Genomic DNA, 17388 nt, shown 5'->3' on the forward strand with positions numbered 1-17388 from the left:
CGTCGCGACAGCAACGGGAGGCTTTTTCTTTGCCTCGAACAGGGCAGCGCTCAGTGCGCCGCCGACGTATCCACCGGCCCGCTGGGCTTGGGCGCCAACCAGACGATCACCGCCGCCGCAAACAGCACCAACGCGGAGATGAAGAAGACATAGTCGACCGAAATGGCGATCGCCTCCTGCTCCACCAGATTGGATATGGTCTGGCGGATCTGCTCGGTCGTCATCCCCATGCCCGACAGCGCGCGCTGCGCATCATCGGGCTGCAAGGCGCCGGCCAGTTCGTTGCGCGACACACGCTGGCTGTCGCTCCACCCGGTCAGCACCAGCGACGTCGCGATCGCGATCGCCATGGTCCGCAAGAAATTCTGCAGGCCGGCGGCCGACGCGGTCTCGCTCGGCGGCACCGACCCCAGGGTCAGCGTCGTCAACGGGATCATGAAGAAGGGCATGGCGAAGCCCTGCACAAACTGCGGCAGCGCCAGCCCGAAAAAGTCGATGCCGCTGGTCCAGTGCGCCCGCCACAAGGTCATGCAGCCCAGCCAGAAGACCGCGCCCGAAATCATGATGCGCGGATCGACCTTGCCGGTGAAGCGGGCCGCGAACGGCGCGCTCATCACCGCCGCCATCGCCGTGAAGGCGGTGACGATGCCCGACCAGGTCGCGGTATAGCCCATCGACATCTGCAGCCATTGCGGGATGACCACGATGCTGGAGAAATAGGCGCCGAAGGCCAAAGCCAGCGTGAAGACGCCCGATGAGAAGCCGATATGCCGGAACACCCGCAGGTCGACGATCGGATGCTCCTCGGTCAGTTCCCAGATGATGAAGACGATGAAGCCGATGCCGGCCAGGATGGCGAGCGTCAGGATCAGCGGGTCGGAGAACCAGTCATGGTCGCGACCGATGTCCAGCATGACCTGCAGGCAGCCGATCCAGAAGATCAGCAGGCACAGGCCGATCTTGTCGATCGGCTGGTGCGCCGTATCGGTCTCCACCGGCCGCAGCATCGCCATCGCCGCGAACACGCACAGCGCCGCGATCGGCAGGTTGATGAAGAAGATCCAGTGCCAGCTCCAATTGTCGCTGATATAGCCGCCAACGATCGGCCCCATGGCCGGCCCCAGCAGCGTCGTCATCGCCCACAGGCCCATGGCGCGCGGTCGCATTTCCGGCGGGAAGATGCGCAGCAACAGGGTCTGCGACATCGGCATGATCGGCCCGCCACAGATGCCCTGCCCCAGGCGCGCGGCCACGATCATGCCCAGCGTGGTCGACAGGCCGCACATCATCGAGAAGAAGCCGAAGCCGATCATCGCCCAGATGAAGGTCCGCACCACGCCGAAACGCAGCGCCAGCCAGCCGGTCAGCGGCACGCAGATCGCCTCCGCCACCGCATAGGATGTGATGATCCAGGTGCCCTGGTCGCCGGAGATGCCCAGATTGCCGGCGATATGCGGCACCGAGACATTGGCGATGGTCAGGTCGAGCACGACCATGAAGTTGCTCAGCGCCAGCACCAGCCCGGCAAGCGTGCGGGTGCGCGGCGAGAGCAGATTGAAGGTTTCGGGACCGCTCACGCGCTCGCTCCCTTACTTGCCGGCCAGATCGATCTCGACTTCGGTGGACAAGCCCACGCGCAGCGGATGCTCTGCCAGTTCCTTGGGGTCGAGCGCGATGCGCACCGGCAGGCGCTGGACCACCTTGATCCAGTTGCCGGTCGCGTTCTGCGCCGGGATCAGCGACAGCGACGAACCGGTGCCGCCGGAGAAGCCCACGACCTTGCCATGATAGACGACGTCGCCGCCATAGATGTCGGCCACCACCGTGGCGGGCATGCCCACCTTCACATGGCGCAGCTGGCGCTCCTTGAAATTTGCGTCGACATAGACTTGCGAGAGCGGGACGATGCTCATGATCGGGCTGCCCTGCGCGACACGCTGGCCGATCTGGACCGCACGCTTGGTCACAACGCCGTCGATCGGCGCACGGATGATCGTGCGTTCCAGGTCCAGCTTGGCGTCTTCCAGCTTCGCCTTGGCAACCATCACCGCGGGATCACTTTCCTCGGTCGAACCGCGGATCAGCGCGTCGTTGGCGGCCAGCTGGCCGGTCGCGGCATTGCGGGTCGCCTGCGCGGTCTCGACACCGGCACGGGCCAGATCCAGCGCCGCCTTGGCAGCGGCATAGGATTTGCGCGCCGCGGTGACTTCGTCACCCGAAACCGCGCCGCCCGCGACCAGCGCCTCGCGACGCTGCAGGTCGATGCGGGCCTTGTCGAAATCGGCCTGCGCGGTCGCCAGCTGGGCACGGGCCTGGACGATGTCAGCGCCACGCGCCTCGACCTGCGCCGACAGCGAACCGCTGGTCGCGCTGGTCTGGCGGAAGCGGCGACGGGCATCGGCCAGATCGGCCTCGGCCTGCTGCAGCGCGATCTGCGCATCGGTCGGGTCCAGCTTTACCAGGATGTCGCCACGCTTCACAGTCTGGGTGTCGGTGACGTTGACCTCGATCGCCTGCGCCGACAGCAAGGGGGTCACCTGGGCGACCTCCGCATTCACATAGGCATTGTCGGTGCTGACATGGTTGCGGCCGATCAGGAAATACCAGGCCGCCCACAGGACACCGACCACCAGCACGGCGATCGCCAGACGGGTCAGCCAGGTCTTGCGGGCATTGCCGCGCTGCTCGGCCAGTTCGGGGGAAGTTTCGGTGGCGGCATCAGCCATTGGGTCGATCCTTGGACTGAGCGTCGCTCGCGGCAAAGCCGCCGCCGAGCGCGCGAATGAGGGCAATATCGAGAGAGAAGGCGCTCGCTTCCAGCTGCGCGACGGACTGACGCGCCGCGAGCAGCTGGTCTTCGACATTCAGCACGTCGAGATAGGTGGAAAGCCCGCCCTTGTAGCGTTGCTGGGCGACGCCATAGGCATCCTGCGACGCGGCCAGCGCCGCCTTGGCGTCGGTCAGCCGCTGGTCCAGCGTCCGGCGGCTGGTCACGGCGTCGGCGACGTCCTGATAGGCGCCCAGCACCGTCTTGTCATAGCTGGCGACCGCCTCGTCATAGGTCGCGCGCGCGCCGCGATACTGGCCGCGCAACTGCCCGCCATGGAAGATCGGCAGGCTGATCGCCGGGCCGGCGCTGCCGAACAGCGAATCCTTCTTGAACAGATTGTCCGCAAAGGACGTCGACCCGCCCGAAGCACCGGTGCCGGTGAACAGCGTTTCATACCCCAGCGACTGGACGCCGATCAGGGCGCTCAGGCTCACCGCCGGGTAGAAGGATGCCCGCGCCACCTTGATCCGGCTGGCGGCGGCCTGCGTCCGGGCCAGCGCGGCGGCGACGTCGGGGCGACGCGCCACCAGATTGGTGGTGACGTCCGCCGGCAGGCCCAGCGGCGCCAACTGGCCGATCTGCGGCCGGGTCATCGCCAAGCCACGGTCCGGCCCGGCGCCGATCAGCGCGGCGATCTGATGCTGGCGCAGTTCGATCGCCACGCGGGCGGCCGCCAGTTGCGCCTTGGCCGAGGACACGGTGGCGTCGGCCTGGCGCACGCTGCCGCGCGTTTCCAGGCCATTCTGCCGCCGGTCGGCGACCAGCTTCTGGCTGGCCGTACGGATTTCCAGCGTGCGCTCCTGGATTTCCGCCTCGTCATAGAGGCGGGCCAGGTCGGCATAGGCATCGGCAATCGCCGTGGTCAGCGCCAGGCGCGCCTGCTGCGCGTCGATCTCGGCCGCGCGGGCCTCCGACGTGGCTGCCGCCAGCGACGCCCGGTTCTTGCCCCACAGGTCGATGTCCAGACCAAAGTCCAGCCCGACCTTGCCGGTGCCCAGCCAGCCCTGCGGCACGAAATCCTTGGGCATGCCCATATTATAGCTCTGCTTGGTCACGCCGGCATTGGCCGTGGCGTCGACCGTGGGCAGCAGCGCCGCGCCCGATTGCTGGGCCATCGCCGTCGCCTGGCGGAAGCGCGCCAGCGCCACCGCCATGTCGGGCGAATTGCGCAGCCCCTCCTCGATCAGCGATGTCAGCTGCGGATCGCCATAGGCGCTCCACCAATTCTCGCTGGGCCAGGCGACCGTGTCGGCGCTCAGGCTGCGCCCGGCCTCCACGCTCTGCGGCGCGCGAATCTCGGGCTTGTCGCCCAGATCGGGTATTGAAGCACAGCCGGCCAGAAGCAGCGCTGTCACTGCAATACCGCCGGTGCGAATGGAAAAACTGATGCGACTCACGGACATATCCAAACCGTACCATCCAGTATGAAAATCGCCTTTGCCCCGCCGTACCACCCTTGTCAATATAAATAGCGTACTCTATGGTACGCTTATATGACATGCCCGGAAAAAGCTTTAGCCCCCAGTCGTCGGGAGGCCCGCCGCCTCGACCGGCGCCAGACGATATTGGAGGTGGCTGCCCGGCATTTTCTGGAAAATGGCTATGCCGCGACCAGCATGTCGGCCATCGCCGCCATATTGGGCGGGTCAAAGGGCACGTTGTGGAATCATTTCCCGTCCAAGGAGGAATTGTTTCGCGCGGTTCTCGAAAATGCGACCAGCACCTATCGCGCGCGGCTTTCGGAAATATTGGACCCCGGCGGCGACCTCCCCTCGACGCTGCACCGCACCGCGCTCAGCCTGCTCGAAAAGGTGACATCGCCCGAAGCGATCGCGCTGCACCGGCTGATCGCGTCGGAAGGTGGCCGTTTCCCGGAAATGAGCCGCATCTTCTATGAAATGGCGCCCAGCCATACGCGGATGCTGCTCGCCCGCTTCCTCGAAGGGGCGATGGACCGCGGCCAGTTGCGCCGCGACGACCCCGACAAGGCCGCCCGCGTGCTGATGCGCCTGACGACATCCGGCTGCCATGAATTGCTGCTGCTCAGCCAGATCGAACGGGTCACGCCGCAACAGATGGAAAGCGACGCCACCTTCGCCGTCGACATCTTCCTGCGCGCCTATGGCGCAGAAGGCATGGCACGTTAACCATTTCTTTGCCGCCAGCTTCTATCCTGCCGATCGCAGGAGTTGCTATCCAATGCCGTTTTTCAAGCGCAAGCCCCTTCACCAGATCGTCGCGCAGCAGCCGGAAAGCGGGGCCACGGCCTCGCGTCGGCTGCGCGTATTGCTGATCGACGAGAATGCGACCGCCCGCGCCGTCATCGCTCGCCGCCTGTCGCGGCTTAACTATGACGTGGTGCTGGCCGAAAATGGCTTCATCGCCCTTAATCTGCTGGTCACGCGTCCGGTTGACCTGATCCTGATCGACATGGACCTTTTGATGCTGCCCGCCGTGACGACGATGAAGCGCATTCGCGCTACCGCGCTCGCCCCCCATGCCTGCATCGTCATGCTGACCGGTCGCATCGACAGCCAGTCCGCCGTCGAAGTGCTGGAAGCCGGCGCCGACGACCATATCGTCAAGCCTTTCGATTTCGACCTGCTCGATGCGCGGCTGCGCCATCTGTGCGCCCGCGCCGAACGGCTCGGCATGCTCAGCCGCCACAATGCCGAACTCGACGCCCGCATCGCCCGCCGCGCGGTGGAACTGGGCGAAACCCGCGACGCCCTGCAGGAAATGCAGCTCGACCGCGCCCGCCTCGTCTCCTCGATCCAGGCCTTGCAGGATGAAGTCGCCCGCCTCAGCGCGCGGCAGAACTGACCCACAGACTGAGGCCGGTTTCAAGCCGTTCGGGCGGACCATCCGCTGCGATCCGCTCGGCATCCGCCCGCGCCCGGTCCAATATCGCCGGTGCCACCGAAGGATCATGATAGACCCGGTCGGCCAGCGCCAGCATCCGCGCATCGCGCATGGTCAGGTCGTCGGGATCGGCCGATGACAGCCGAACATGATATAGCTCGGCATTGTCCGCTTCAGGGCTTTCGGCCAGCCAGAAATCGACATCCGGATCGAAGCCCAGCGGATCGATCGCGCCGCCCGGCGCCAGCGCCTTTCCGATCGCCTGCCGCCGCGCGCCCGCATCGGGCCACAGGTCGCGCAACCGCCCCCGCGCCGCGAACAGCGCCTGCGCCAGATCGCCCAGCCCGCTCGGCAACAGCGCCTCGATCCGCTGCCGCAGCGCCGCCGCCAGTCCCGCCGACGCCCCACCCGTGCCGATCGCGATCAGCACCGGATTGCGATCGACGATCGCCGGCAGGGTGAAATCGCACAGGTCCGGCTTGTCGGTGGCGTTGACCAGCACGCCGCGCGCGCGCAGTCGTGCCACCACCGCCGCGTCGCCATCCGACACGATCGCGACCCGCGCATCCGCATCATCCTCGCCGACGATGCGCGCGCCGGCGCGCTCCAGCAGCCGGCGCTTGGCATCGGCCGCCTCGCCTTCTCCGGTCAGGATGACCGCCCGCCCCTCCAGCCGCAGAAAGACGGGCAGGCTGTGCATCAGCCAGCCACCCAATCGGGGATATGATCACCCGCGATCAGCGCCTCGATCGGCGGACGCGCGCGGACCACCGCCCATTTGTCGCCCGACACCAGCACTTCGGGGGTCAGCGATCGGCTGTTATAGGTGCCCGCCATCGTCGCGCCATAGGCACCGGCGGTCATGAAGGTCAGCAGGTCGCCGGCCGCCACCACATCCATGTCGCGGCCCATGGCAAAGGTATCGCCGGTTTCGCACACCGGCCCGACCACGTTCGACGCGATCCGGTTGCCGTCCGGCGCCACCGCGCGTATATCGTGCCATGCGTCATAGAGGCTGGGGCGCATCAGGTCGTTCATCGCCGCGTCGACGATCACGAACGGCGCCTGCGCGCCCTGCTTGATGCGGATCACCTTCGACAGCAGCACGCCGGCATTGCCCACGATCACCCGGCCCGGCTCGAACATCAGCCGCGCATCCCAGCCCTGCGTCACCCGCGTCACCATCGCGCCATAGTCGGCCGGGCTCGGCGGCAGCGGCTGCGACGGGTCGTAGGGCACGCCCAGGCCACCGCCCAGATCAGCGGTACGGATGTCATGGCCCGCCGCGCGCAACTGCGCGATCAGCGCGCCGACTTTGACAAAGGCCGCCTCCAGCGGCGCCAGGTCGGTCAGCTGGCTGCCGATATGCACGGCGACGCCCTGGACATCGAGGCCCGGCAGGTCGCGCGCGGCGGCATAGCTTTCCAGTGCCCGGTCATAGGGGATGCCAAACTTGTTTTCCGACTTGCCGGTCGAAATCTTGGCATGGGTGCCGGCGTCGACATCGGGGTTGATGCGATAGGCGACCGGCGCCTTCTTCCCCATCGACTCCGCAACCTCCGACAGCATTTCCGCTTCCGGCTCGCTTTCCAGGTTGAACTGGAAAATGCCCAGCTCCAGCGCCAGCTTCATTTCCTCGGCGGTCTTGCCGACGCCCGAAAAGACGATGCGATCGGCCGGAATGCCCGCGGCCACGGCGCGCTGCAACTCGCCGCCCGACACCACGTCCGCGCCCAGCCCCAGCTTCGCCAGCGTCGCCAGCACGGCGGCGTTGGGATTGGCCTTCACGGCAAAGGCGATCAGCGGATTGTCGAGCTGGGACAGCCCTTCGCGGAACACGCCGACATGGCGTTCCAGCGTCGCGGTCGAATAGACATAGACCGGGGTGCCGACCTGCTGCGCAATTTCCGTCATCGGCACCTGCTCCACATGCATGGTGCCGTCTACATAATCGAAATGGTCCAAGGTCTGATCCTTGCGGGAATAGGGACTATTGTTGCGGCCGGCTTTCCGGCGGCAGGTCGAACTCGTCATTGCCGCGCTGGCGCGACTGGGTCAGCAGTTCGACGTTCCGCTCCGGGCGGGCCTGGGTGCCCGGATCCATCATGTCGGCGGCGGTCGGCGCAGTCGCCGCCCCCACCGGCACGGCAGGCAATTTCTGGCCCGCCACGGGTTTGAGCGATTCACGGCCACCGCAGGAGGCCAGCGCCAGCGCCATTGCCCCGATCATCAGCCCATTGCGGACATGCCGTGCCATCTGCCTCACTCCTGTGTCGCGCGCGCCGCGGCGATCCGCGCGCGCACCTGGTCGGGCGCCGTGCCGCCATGGCTCTTGCGGCTGGCGACCGACGCATCGACCGTCAATACCGCATAGATGCGATCGTCGATACGCGCATCAATGGCCTTGAGCGTTTCGAGCGGCAGGTCGGCCAGCTGCACGCCAGCTTCCTCCGCAGCCGCCACCGCACGACCGGTGATATGATGCGCCTCGCGGAAGGGAATGTCGCCCTCGCGCACCAGCCAGTCGGCCAGGTCCGTCGCAGTGGCAAAGCCGCTTTCGGCCAGCCCCCGCATCCGGTCGGTGCGGAACGTCACCGTCTCGATCATGCCGGTCATCGCTGCGATCGACAGGCCCAGCAGGTCATGCGCCTCGAACACCGGTGGCTTGTCGTCCTGCATATCCTTGGAATAGGCGAGCGGCAGGCCCTTCATGGTCACGCACAGCGCATTCATGCAACCCATGATGCGGCCGGCATGGCCGCGCACCAGTTCGGCCGCGTCCGGATTGCGCTTCTGCGGCATGATCGAGCTGCCGGTCGAATAGGCGTCGGGCAGCTTGACGAAGCCGAAGGGCTGGCTCGCCCAGATGATGAACTCTTCGGCCAGGCGCGACAGATGCAGCGACGCCTGCGTCGCGGCCATCAGATAGTCGAGCGCGAAGTCACGGTCCGACACGCTGTCCAGGCTGTTGTCGGTCGGCTTGGCAAAGCCCAGCGCCGCCGCCGTGGCATGGCGATCGATCGGGAAGCCGGTGCCGGCCAGCGCGGCGGCGCCCAGCGGGCATTCGTCCAGCCGCACGCGCGCATCGGCAAAGCGGCTGCGGTCGCGGCGGACCATTTCATAATAGGCCATCAGATGATGGCCCAGCGTCACCGGCTGCGCCGACTGGAGATGGGTGAAGCCCGGCATCACCGCATCGACATGTTCCTCGGCGCGGGCGAGCAGCGCCTGCTGCAACCCGGCCAGGCCCGCCATCACCTCATCCATGGCGTCGCGGACCCACAGGCGGAAATCGGTTGCCACCTGGTCGTTGCGGCTGCGCGCGGTGTGCAGGCGGCCGGCGGCCGGGCCGATCAGTTCGGCCAGCCGCGACTCCGTGACCATGTGGATATCTTCCAGGTCCAGATTGACCGGAACGCCATTGGCTTCATATTCCGCCGCGATCCGGTTCAGCCCCTCGGTGATCGCCTGCGCATCCTCGCCATCGACGATGCCCTGCTTGGCCAGCATCGCGACATGCGCCTTGGACCCGGCGATATCCTGTTTCCACAAGCGCTTGTCGAAGGGGATGGAGGCATTTATCTCACGCATGATCGATGCCGGGCCGGCCGCGAACCGGCCACCCCACATGCTGTTGGAGCCTGCTTCCATGATATCGTCCTTGCGCTCGGTAATGACACTGCTCCTGCTGGCTGGGCTGGCGGCATGCGATAGGCAATCCCCGCCCGCGGGGCAAGCCAATGCGAGCGCCAGCGGCAAGGTGACGGGCGACGAAGTGCAGCCCGCTGCCGGCGGCAGCGCCAAGGGCGAATTCAACTACACGATCGACCGCAGCAAGGCGGGCACACCTGCGCCGACCTTCGCGTTCGAAAATCCGCAGGGCGGCACGGCGACGCTGCAGGACTTTGCCGGCCGCCCGCTGCTGGTCAATCTCTGGGCGACCTGGTGCGCGCCCTGCGTCGCAGAGATGCCGACGCTCGACGCCCTCGCCGCGCAAAGTGACAGCGAAGGTGACAGGAGTCTGGCGGTATTGACGATCTCGCAGGACGTGCAGGGCCAGGCTGCGATCAAGCCGTTCTTCGCCAAGCACGAGCTGCCCCACCTCAAGGACTGGACCGATCCCGAGAACAAGCTCGGTCTGGGCTATGCCACCGGCGTCCTGCCGACCACCGTCCTCTATGATGCCAAAGGCAAGGAGGTTGCGCGCGTGGTCGGCGCGATGGACTGGACCGGCGCGGAAGCCCGGAAGCTCATCGCCATGGCCAAGGGCGAATGAGGCACAAGTAAATCAACAACGAACCAGGATCAAAAATCCGCCATGCCAGTTGATTGCAAAACGCATCAATGTCGATGCATTACATATAATTGCACAGTCCGGCAGCACCGCAATAAGCTAATGAATCCTGACACGGAAAAATTGCAGAAACATTTCATTTTTACTTAAATTTTGTGCGGCGCAATAGAGGATATTCCGCAGATCATTCGTCACCCCCTATGTCGATATAATGACAATATCAGGGGGCATCGAATGAATAGACTATCTGCTCTAAAAATTTCTCTGATCGCCGCATCATCCTGGTCGGCCTGCGCCATGGCGCAGGAAGCACCGCAGGAACCGCAGGCCGATGAAGGTGCAGCCATCATCGTTACCGGCACCCGCGCAACCGGCATGCAGGCCGCGGAAAGCGCCGCGCCGGTTCAGGTCTTCGGCGAGGAAGCGCTGAGCCATGTCGGCCAGCCGAACCTCAACCAGGCCCTGACCCAGATGGTGCCAAGCTTCACCGCCCAGACCCAGGGCACCGACATGTCGAACTTCTCGCTGTCGGCCCGTCTGCGTGGCCTGAGCCCCAACCACACGCTGGTGATGGTGAACGGCAAGCGTCGCCATGGCTCGGCCATTCTTCAGGTCATCGCCGGTCCGTTCCAGGGTTCGGCCGCGCCCAGCATCGACCTCATTCCGCCAGATGCCGTATCCCGCATCGAAGTGCTGCAGGATGGCGCCGCCGCCGTCTACGGCACCGACGCGATCGCCGGCGCCATCAACATGATCCTCAAGGATGACAGCGAAGGCGGCAGCTTCAAGGTCACTGGCGGCCAATATTACAACAGCGAGGGCGAACTGTTCTCGGCTTCGGGCAATGTCGGCTTCAAGCTGGGCGAAGACGGTTTCTTCAACCTGACCGGCTTCCATCGTCGCCAGAACTACACCTCGACCGGCACCGGCCAGGTGACTATGTCGGACATTGATGGCAATCCCTATGTGCCGACGGCCGGCACCTATCCGGGCTCGTTCGGATCGACCAACAATTATTATGACCCCGCCTGGGCTGGCCTCGACCTCAACGGCATCAACGGCGGCCAGGCCAAGTCGCAGCTTAACCTGCTCTTCTACAATATGGGCTATGATTTCGGCGGCGTCGAACTCTACAGCTTCGGCGACGTGTCGCGTCGCGTCGGCTATGCCAAGCAGGGCTATCGTCCGCCCAACCGCATCTGCGCCAGCACCACCGACACCAGCACCTGCTTTGGTGACACCGGCACGTTCGGCATGGTCCCCCAGCAGAAGGTGGAGCAGAAGGAATATAGCTTCACGGTTGGCGCCAAGGGCGAATTTGGCGGCGGCTGGAACTATGACGTCAGCACCACCTATGGCTATGACCAGAACAAGATCTGGACGATCGAATCCGCGCATCGCGCCATGTGGATCGAAAGCTACACGGCCGCACAGAATGACTCCAGCATCACGCCCTACACGCCGACCGACGCCTATGACGGCGGCTTCAAGCTTAGCCAGCTGACCAACACCCTCGACATCCGCAAGGAATTCGACGTTGGCATGGCCGAACCGCTGACCCTGGCCTTCGGTGGCGAATATCGTCGCGACACCTATGAAATCGTCGCCGGCGACTTCGCATCGACCTACAAGGAAGGCGTCCAGTCCTTCCCCGGCTACAAGGATGTCGATGCCGGCAAGCACAGCCGCAGTTCGAAGGCTGGTTACATCAACCTGATCGCCAGCCCGGTCGAAGGCTGGACCATCGACCTTGCCGGCCGCTATGAAGATTATAGCGACTTCGGCGACACCACGATCGGCAAGATCACCACCCGCTACGACTTCTCGGATGCCTTCGCGATCCGTGGCACGGCCAGCACCGGCTTCCGTGCGCCCACGCTTGCGGAATCCTTCTACTCGACCGTCAATGTCGGCCCGACCAGCGCGGTGCTCCAGTTGCCGGCCGGTTCGCCAGCCGCCATGCTGCTGGGCTTCAATGCCCTGCGTCCGGAAAAGTCGACCAACTTCTCGGCAGGCATCGTCCTGCGTCCGGCTCCCAAGCTCGCGATCACGATCGATGGCTATTATATCAAGATCAAGGATCGTATCTCGGCAACGGCTTCGCTGCCGGCCATTCAGGGCGGTCTGCCCGTCGCCGGTGCGGAAGACATTCTCGCGGCGATCGCGTCCACCGGCCTGGTGCTCGACACCGGTCTGCAGACGCTGGGCGTGGCGAGCTTCACCAACCTGATCGACACGGAAACCTATGGTGTCGACTTCTCGGCCAACTATGTCGTGCCGCTCGACTTCGGCAAGCTCAACCTGTCGCTGAACGCGAACTACAACAAGACCAAGATCACCGACAACAAGAACACCAGCCTGTTCAGCGCGCAGTCGGAAAGCTACATCGAAGACGCTTCGCCCGACTACAAGATCGTCGCCGGCATCAACTTCGCCAGCGGCCCCTTCTCGGCCAATCTGCGCCAGACCTTCTACGGCAAGACCAGCATCCTCGTCCGCTCGGCCCTTTCGGCAGCGGCGATGAACGGCCAGCCGCTTGAACGTGACGGCGTAGTCAAGGCGACCGGCATCACCGATCTGGAGCTGGGCTATGACTTCACCGATTATGTGAAGTTCTCGATCGGCGCGAACAACCTGTTCGACAAGCGCCCCGAAAAGCCCAAGCTGCTCAGCGGCGTGACCGTCCTCCCCGGCCAGTCGCCCTATGAGAACGGCTCCACCAGCTGGAACTCCTATTATGGTCACGGTGCCTATGGTTCGGCCGGTGGCTATTACTACGCCCGCGTAGACTTCAAGTTCTGATAGGCTAGAACTGAAGGGCCGGTCTCCCAGGAGACCGGCCCTTTTGCTTTGTCAGCGTCCTGAAGCCGGTCGGCACGACCGGCGGCTCGCAGGACGCGGCAACAATGATAGGGATGTGGATCGATGCCTCGATCCCCATCAGGGGGAAGCGAAAACCATGACCGACCGTCCGGACACTCTCAGCCGCCGCATGCTGATGCGCGGCGCCATGGGCGCGGCGGCAATAGCCGGCGCGGCACCCGCCCTCGCCCAGCGCGACCGCAAGGTGGCGATGAGCGATGATCCGGGGGCGATGGTCGCCACGCTGACCGACGGCATCTTCATCAACAGCAACGAAAACCCGCTCGGCCCCGCCCCCGCCGCGCTGCAGGCGCTGTCCGGGCTCGATCCGCTCGCCGGCCGCTATGGCATGGCCTTCGCCTCGAAGCTCGAAAGCCTGTTCGCCCGCCAGAACGGCCTGTCGCCCGATCAGGTTCAGGTCCATCCCGGCTCCTTCATGCCATTGCGCTCGGTCGCGCTGACCTATTCGTCCAAGACCCGCCCGATCGCCTATTTTGAGCCGACCTTCGACCAGGGGTTCCTGGGCAAGGGCAACCAGCCGGTCACCCGCGCCGTCGCCCTGCCGCTGGCCGGCGACTTCACCGCCGATGTCCGCAAGCTGCTCGCCGCCGCGCCGGACGCCGGCGTCTATTATCTCTGCAATCCCAACAACCCGACCGGCCTGCCGATCCCGCGCGCCGACATCGAATGGCTGCTCGCCAACAAGCCGGCCGGTTCCGTGCTGCTCGTCGACGAGGCCTATATCCATTATAGCGACGCGCAAAGCTGCCTCGATCTGGTAGCGAAGGGCGCGGACATCCTTGTGACCCGCACCTTCTCCAAAATCTACGGCCTGGCCGGCCTGCGCTGCGGCCTAATCGCCGGGCGCAAGGATCTGCTCGACGGCATGGCCGACTATGGCGTCAACATCACGCCGATGCCCGCCGTGGTCGCGGCCGAAGCCAGCCTGCTCGATCCCACGCTGCTGCCCCAGCGCAAGGCCTATAACAAGGCGGTGCGCGACGATCTCTTCGCCTGGCTCGACGCGCGCGGCCTCAAATATCTCCCCTCGCAGACCAGCTTCGCGATGATCCATGTCGGTCGCCCCGGCGCCGATGTCACCGCCGCGCTGGCAAAGGAAAAAATCTTCATCGGCGGCCCGCGCAAGCATATGGACGACTGGGTCCGCGTCTCCTTCGGCACGCCAACCGAGATGCAGGCATTCAAGACCGCGCTCGCCCGGATCATGGCATGAGCCTCAGCCGGCGCCAGGCGCTCGGTGCAGCACTTGCCGTGCCGCTGGCGGCACAGGCCGCCCGCGCCGTCGCCGCGCCACCGTCGCTCCCTGACAAGGCCAGATTCGCCGCCACCCCGCTCGCCTATTTCGACAGCGCCTCCACCCATCCGGTGAGCCTGGGCGCCAAAGCCGCCGCCGACACCTATCTCGCCGGCCGCACGCTCGATCCCGTCGCCGCCGCGCGCAAGCCGGTCGATCGCGCCGCGCTGATCGCCAAATTCGCTGCATTGATGGGGGCCGACGCGGACGAGATCACCTGGGTCCAGTCCACCACCATGGGCGAGCAGGCGGTGCTGCGCGCACTGGGCTTCCCGCATGCTGGCGGTCGCGTGGTCACCGACACGCTCCATTTCTACGCCGCCTTCCCCATGTATCAGGAAATGGCAAAACAAGGCGTCGACGTCGCCTGGGTGCAGGCGCGCGAGGGCCGCATCGCGCCCGAGGACATGGCCCGCGCCATCACGCCGGGGACGAAGCTGGTCAGCGTCTCGGCCGTCTCCACCTATAATGGCTTTCAGCATGACCTGAAGGCGATCAGCGCGATGGCGCACAAGGTCGGCGCGCTGGTCTATGCCGACATCATCCATGCCGCCGGCGCGGTGCCGATCGACCTGCATGACAGCGGCGTCGATTTCGCCGCCTGCGCCACCTATAAATGGCTGATGGGCGATTTTGGCCTGGGCTTCCTCTATGTCCGGCGCGGTGTCGCGGACCGGCTGCCGCGCACCGAATATGGCTATTATGGCTTTGCCGCGCCCGGTGCGCCGCCCGGCATCGGCCTCTCCCCGCCACAAACCCATGTCTTCCCGCTCGATCCGCCCGGCGATGCACCGACCAGCTATGTCGCCCGCCCCGGCGCGCTCGGCCATTTCGGCACCGGCACCTATGCCCAGGCGATCAGCGCCATGCTCGATCATTCGATCAGCTACATCTCGGCCCTCACCGTGCCGACGATCCAGGCCTATGCCCAGCAACTGATCGGCCAGTTGCGCGACGAGCTGCCGCGCAAGGGCTATCGCCTCATCACCCCGCCGGGCACGACCAGCCCGCTGCTGAGCGGCATCCTGCCCAATGCGAAGGGCCTGCTCACCGATCCGCTGGCGCGGGCCCAGGTCCGCATGTCGGTCCACGACAATTATTTCCGCATCTCGCCATCGGTCTTCAACGATGACAGGGATGTCGAACGGCTGATCGCCGCCCTGCCCCGCGTCTGATCCTTTTCGGAGCCCTATGATGAAAAAGCTGCTCGCCCCCGCCCTGCTCGTCGCATTGATGATCGCCGCCCCCGCCGCCGCGCAGAAGCCACTGCCGGCCAAGCTGCCCTTCTCGCCCGCGATCCGGGTCGGTGACATGCTCTACATGTCGGGCCAGATCGGCCAGGTGCCCGACGGCATGGATCCGCACAAGGAAGGGTTCGACGCCGCCGTCCGCAACGCGATGGATTCGATCGGCAAGATATTGAAGGATAATGGCCTCGACTTCGGCCATGTCGTCAAATGCACGGTGATGCTGGACGACATGGCCGACTGGCCGCGCTTCAACACCACCTATGTCAGCTATTTCGAGGGCAAGCGCCTGCCCACCCGCAGCGCCTTCGGTGCCGACGGCCTGGCGCTCGGCGCCCCGCTCGAAGTGGAATGCCTGGCCTCGTTCAAATAGGCCAGCCGGGCCTCGCCTGGACCGTCACGGACAGGCGAGCCTCCCACCTTTCCTACACGCGTTTTTCCTGATCTATCCTGACGGATGGACCAGCCCCTCCCCAATCCGCCCATCCCCGCACCCCGGCGCGCCCGCCGCCAATGGACGCCCGATCGCCAGCGCCGCTTCCTCGCCGCGCTGCTCGAAACCGGCAATATCAGCCATGCCGCGCAGATGGTGGGCATGTCCCGCTCCAGCGCGCACCGGCTGCGCGATCGGCTGGCCGGCACCGGCTTCGACCGCAGCTGGGCCAGCGCGCTGGCGCTTCACGCCGCCCGCCGGGCCGATCCGCTCGCGCCGATCCGCCCGTACAAGGGACCGATCGGCCGATAAATGTCGCGTCCCTGTCGCCTGGCTATCGCGTCGCTGTCGCTTCGGTGTCGCTTCGGCGTGACCTCAGCGTCGCTTCCGTGTCGCGTCACCGGCGCGTTGCAGGCGCGTTGCAGGCGCGTTTCCGCCAAAATCGCCCGGAAATCGCGACGCAGAACGGTGTGAACTTTCAACTGTCGCGTCGTTTCAGCCCCTTCCCTTCCCCCGCTTCGATCCCCATAGAGATCAGCCATGACCGACCAGCCTGCGCAAGCCGCCATCGAGATCCGCGACCTGACCAAGGTCTATAAGGGCGGCAAGCGCGCGCTCGACGGGATCAACCTCACCATCCCGCGCGGCCAGATCTATGGCCTGCTCGGCCCCAATGGCGCCGGCAAGTCGACCACGATCAACATCCTCGCCGGCCTCGTCAACAAGACCAGCGGTTCGGCCAGCATCTGGGGCTTCGACATCGACGCCAATCCGCGCAATGCCAAGAACAGCATCGGCATCGTGCCGCAGGAGATCGTCTTCGATCCCTTCTTCACGCCGTTCGAGACGCTGGAGAACCAGGCCGGCTATTATGGCGTGCCCAAGGACAGGCGCCGCTCGATGGAGCTGCTGCGCGCGGTCCATCTGGAGGACAAGGCCAATGCCTATGCCCGCACGCTCTCCGGGGGCATGAAGCGCCGGCTGCTGGTGGCCAAGGCGATGGTCCATTCGCCGCCGATCCTGGTGCTGGACGAACCCACCGCCGGCGTCGATGTACAACTGCGCCAGCAGCTCTGGGCCTATGTGAAGGAACTGAACGCCATGGGGGTGACGATCGTCCTCACCACCCATTATCTCGAAGAGGCCGAGGAGCTGTGCGACCGCATCGGCATCATCAACCATGGTCGGGTCATCACCGACAAGCCGACCCGCGAACTGATCGCGATGGCGCAGGAAAAGGTGGTGCAGGTGACGGTCGACCGCGACATCACCGCCCCGCCGAGCGACCCCAGCTTCGAGAAGGTCGAGCTGACCGACGAGCGCACCCTCACCATCACCTATATGAAGAACCGCGCCAATGCGGGCCAGGTGCTGAGCGCGGTGCAGGCCGGCGGCCTCGCCATCGTCGACGTGGTCACCCGCGACCCCGACCTGGAGGATGTCTTCCTCAACCTGACGGCGGCTGCCTGAAGAAACCCCGTTCGGTTCGAGCCTGTCGAGAACCAGTGCGCAGGGTTCTCGACAAGCTCGAACCGAACGGGATAG

The 17388-nt window shown here is 65.4% G+C and carries 16 protein-coding genes; 9 read left to right on the forward strand and 7 right to left on the reverse strand.

Annotated elements, in window-relative coordinates:
• Positions 1-50: 50 nt before the first annotated feature.
• The 3 genes from ACUCV3_RS05715 to ACUCV3_RS05725 are packed head-to-tail and all read right to left on the reverse strand — an operon-like array spanning position 51 to position 4233.
• Entirely contained in the window at positions 51-1577 is a 1527-nt protein-coding gene (locus tag ACUCV3_RS05715) for a DHA2 family efflux MFS transporter permease subunit (protein WP_004208105.1), read from the reverse strand.
• Positions 1578-1589: 12 nt separating this feature from the next.
• The gene (locus ACUCV3_RS05720) at positions 1590-2726 is read right to left on the reverse strand and encodes an EmrA/EmrK family multidrug efflux transporter periplasmic adaptor subunit (RefSeq protein WP_010336804.1); all 1137 of its coding nucleotides are present in this window, start codon (positions 2724-2726) and stop codon (positions 1590-1592) included.
• On the reverse strand, positions 2719-4233 hold the full coding sequence (locus ACUCV3_RS05725; protein ID WP_169860116.1) for an efflux transporter outer membrane subunit: 1515 nt from the start codon (positions 4231-4233) through the stop codon (positions 2719-2721). The genes ACUCV3_RS05720 and ACUCV3_RS05725 overlap by 8 nt, the downstream gene beginning before the upstream one ends.
• A 90-nt stretch (positions 4234-4323) precedes the next feature.
• Here ACUCV3_RS05725 and ACUCV3_RS05730 point away from each other — a divergent pair, with 90 nt between their 5' ends.
• Both ACUCV3_RS05730 and ACUCV3_RS05735 read left to right on the forward strand, forming a co-directional pair.
• Positions 4324-4977, forward strand: coding sequence for a TetR/AcrR family transcriptional regulator (locus ACUCV3_RS05730; RefSeq protein ID WP_279731710.1), 654 nt, complete (start codon positions 4324-4326; stop codon positions 4975-4977).
• Between the two features lie 52 nt (positions 4978-5029).
• Positions 5030-5653, forward strand: a complete 624-nt coding sequence (locus tag ACUCV3_RS05735) for a response regulator transcription factor (RefSeq protein WP_125986234.1) — start codon at positions 5030-5032, stop codon at positions 5651-5653.
• Here the strand turns inward: ACUCV3_RS05735 and ACUCV3_RS05740 are convergent.
• The 4 genes from ACUCV3_RS05740 to argH are packed head-to-tail and all read right to left on the reverse strand — an operon-like array spanning position 5634 to position 9322.
• Positions 5634-6392 carry a precorrin-2 dehydrogenase/sirohydrochlorin ferrochelatase family protein gene (locus ACUCV3_RS05740; protein ID WP_279731708.1) on the reverse strand — a complete coding sequence of 253 codons (759 nt, stop codon included), beginning with the start codon at positions 6390-6392 and terminating at the stop codon, positions 5634-5636. The genes ACUCV3_RS05735 and ACUCV3_RS05740 overlap by 20 nt on opposite strands.
• Positions 6392-7657 carry a diaminopimelate decarboxylase gene (lysA, locus tag ACUCV3_RS05745; RefSeq protein ID WP_279731706.1) on the reverse strand — a complete coding sequence of 422 codons (1266 nt, stop codon included), beginning with the start codon at positions 7655-7657 and terminating at the stop codon, positions 6392-6394. The genes ACUCV3_RS05740 and lysA overlap by 1 nt, the downstream gene beginning before the upstream one ends.
• Before the next feature lie 25 nt (positions 7658-7682).
• Positions 7683-7949: a hypothetical protein gene (locus tag ACUCV3_RS05750; RefSeq protein WP_004208112.1), complete on the reverse strand. Its 267-nt coding sequence runs from the start codon at positions 7947-7949 to the stop codon at positions 7683-7685.
• 5 nt (positions 7950-7954) lie between these two features.
• The gene (gene argH, locus ACUCV3_RS05755; RefSeq protein WP_099231393.1) at positions 7955-9322 is read right to left on the reverse strand and encodes an argininosuccinate lyase; all 1368 of its coding nucleotides are present in this window, start codon (positions 9320-9322) and stop codon (positions 7955-7957) included.
• 43 nt (positions 9323-9365) lie between these two features.
• Between argH and ACUCV3_RS05760 the strand changes: the two genes are divergently transcribed.
• The 7 genes from ACUCV3_RS05760 (at position 9366) to ACUCV3_RS05790 (ending at position 17313) form a co-directional block, all read left to right on the forward strand.
• Positions 9366-9968, forward strand: coding sequence for a TlpA family protein disulfide reductase (locus tag ACUCV3_RS05760; RefSeq protein WP_279731704.1), 603 nt, complete (start codon positions 9366-9368; stop codon positions 9966-9968).
• Positions 9969-10220: 252 nt separating this feature from the next.
• A complete protein-coding gene (locus ACUCV3_RS05765; protein ID WP_029547592.1) occupies positions 10221-12788 on the forward strand; it encodes a TonB-dependent receptor plug domain-containing protein in 2568 nt (855 codons plus the stop codon).
• Positions 12789-12945: 157 nt separating this feature from the next.
• The gene (locus ACUCV3_RS05770) at positions 12946-14082 is read left to right on the forward strand and encodes an aminotransferase class I/II-fold pyridoxal phosphate-dependent enzyme (RefSeq protein WP_279776174.1); all 1137 of its coding nucleotides are present in this window, start codon (positions 12946-12948) and stop codon (positions 14080-14082) included.
• On the forward strand, positions 14079-15338 hold the full coding sequence (locus ACUCV3_RS05775; RefSeq protein WP_279729028.1) for an aminotransferase class V-fold PLP-dependent enzyme: 1260 nt from the start codon (positions 14079-14081) through the stop codon (positions 15336-15338). Before ACUCV3_RS05770 ends, ACUCV3_RS05775 begins: the two co-directional genes overlap by 4 nt.
• Before the next feature lie 19 nt (positions 15339-15357).
• Entirely contained in the window at positions 15358-15783 is a 426-nt protein-coding gene (locus ACUCV3_RS05780; RefSeq protein WP_279729052.1) for a RidA family protein, read from the forward strand.
• Positions 15784-15867: 84 nt separating this feature from the next.
• A complete protein-coding gene (locus ACUCV3_RS05785) occupies positions 15868-16155 on the forward strand; it encodes a terminase small subunit (RefSeq protein ID WP_279729029.1) in 288 nt (95 codons plus the stop codon).
• 228 nt (positions 16156-16383) lie between these two features.
• Complete coding sequence (locus ACUCV3_RS05790; RefSeq protein WP_004208122.1) at positions 16384-17313, forward strand: ABC transporter ATP-binding protein; 930 nt, start codon at positions 16384-16386, stop codon at positions 17311-17313.
• Positions 17314-17388 lie beyond the last annotated feature (75 nt).

The organism is Sphingobium sp. VMM (assembly GCF_056790315.1).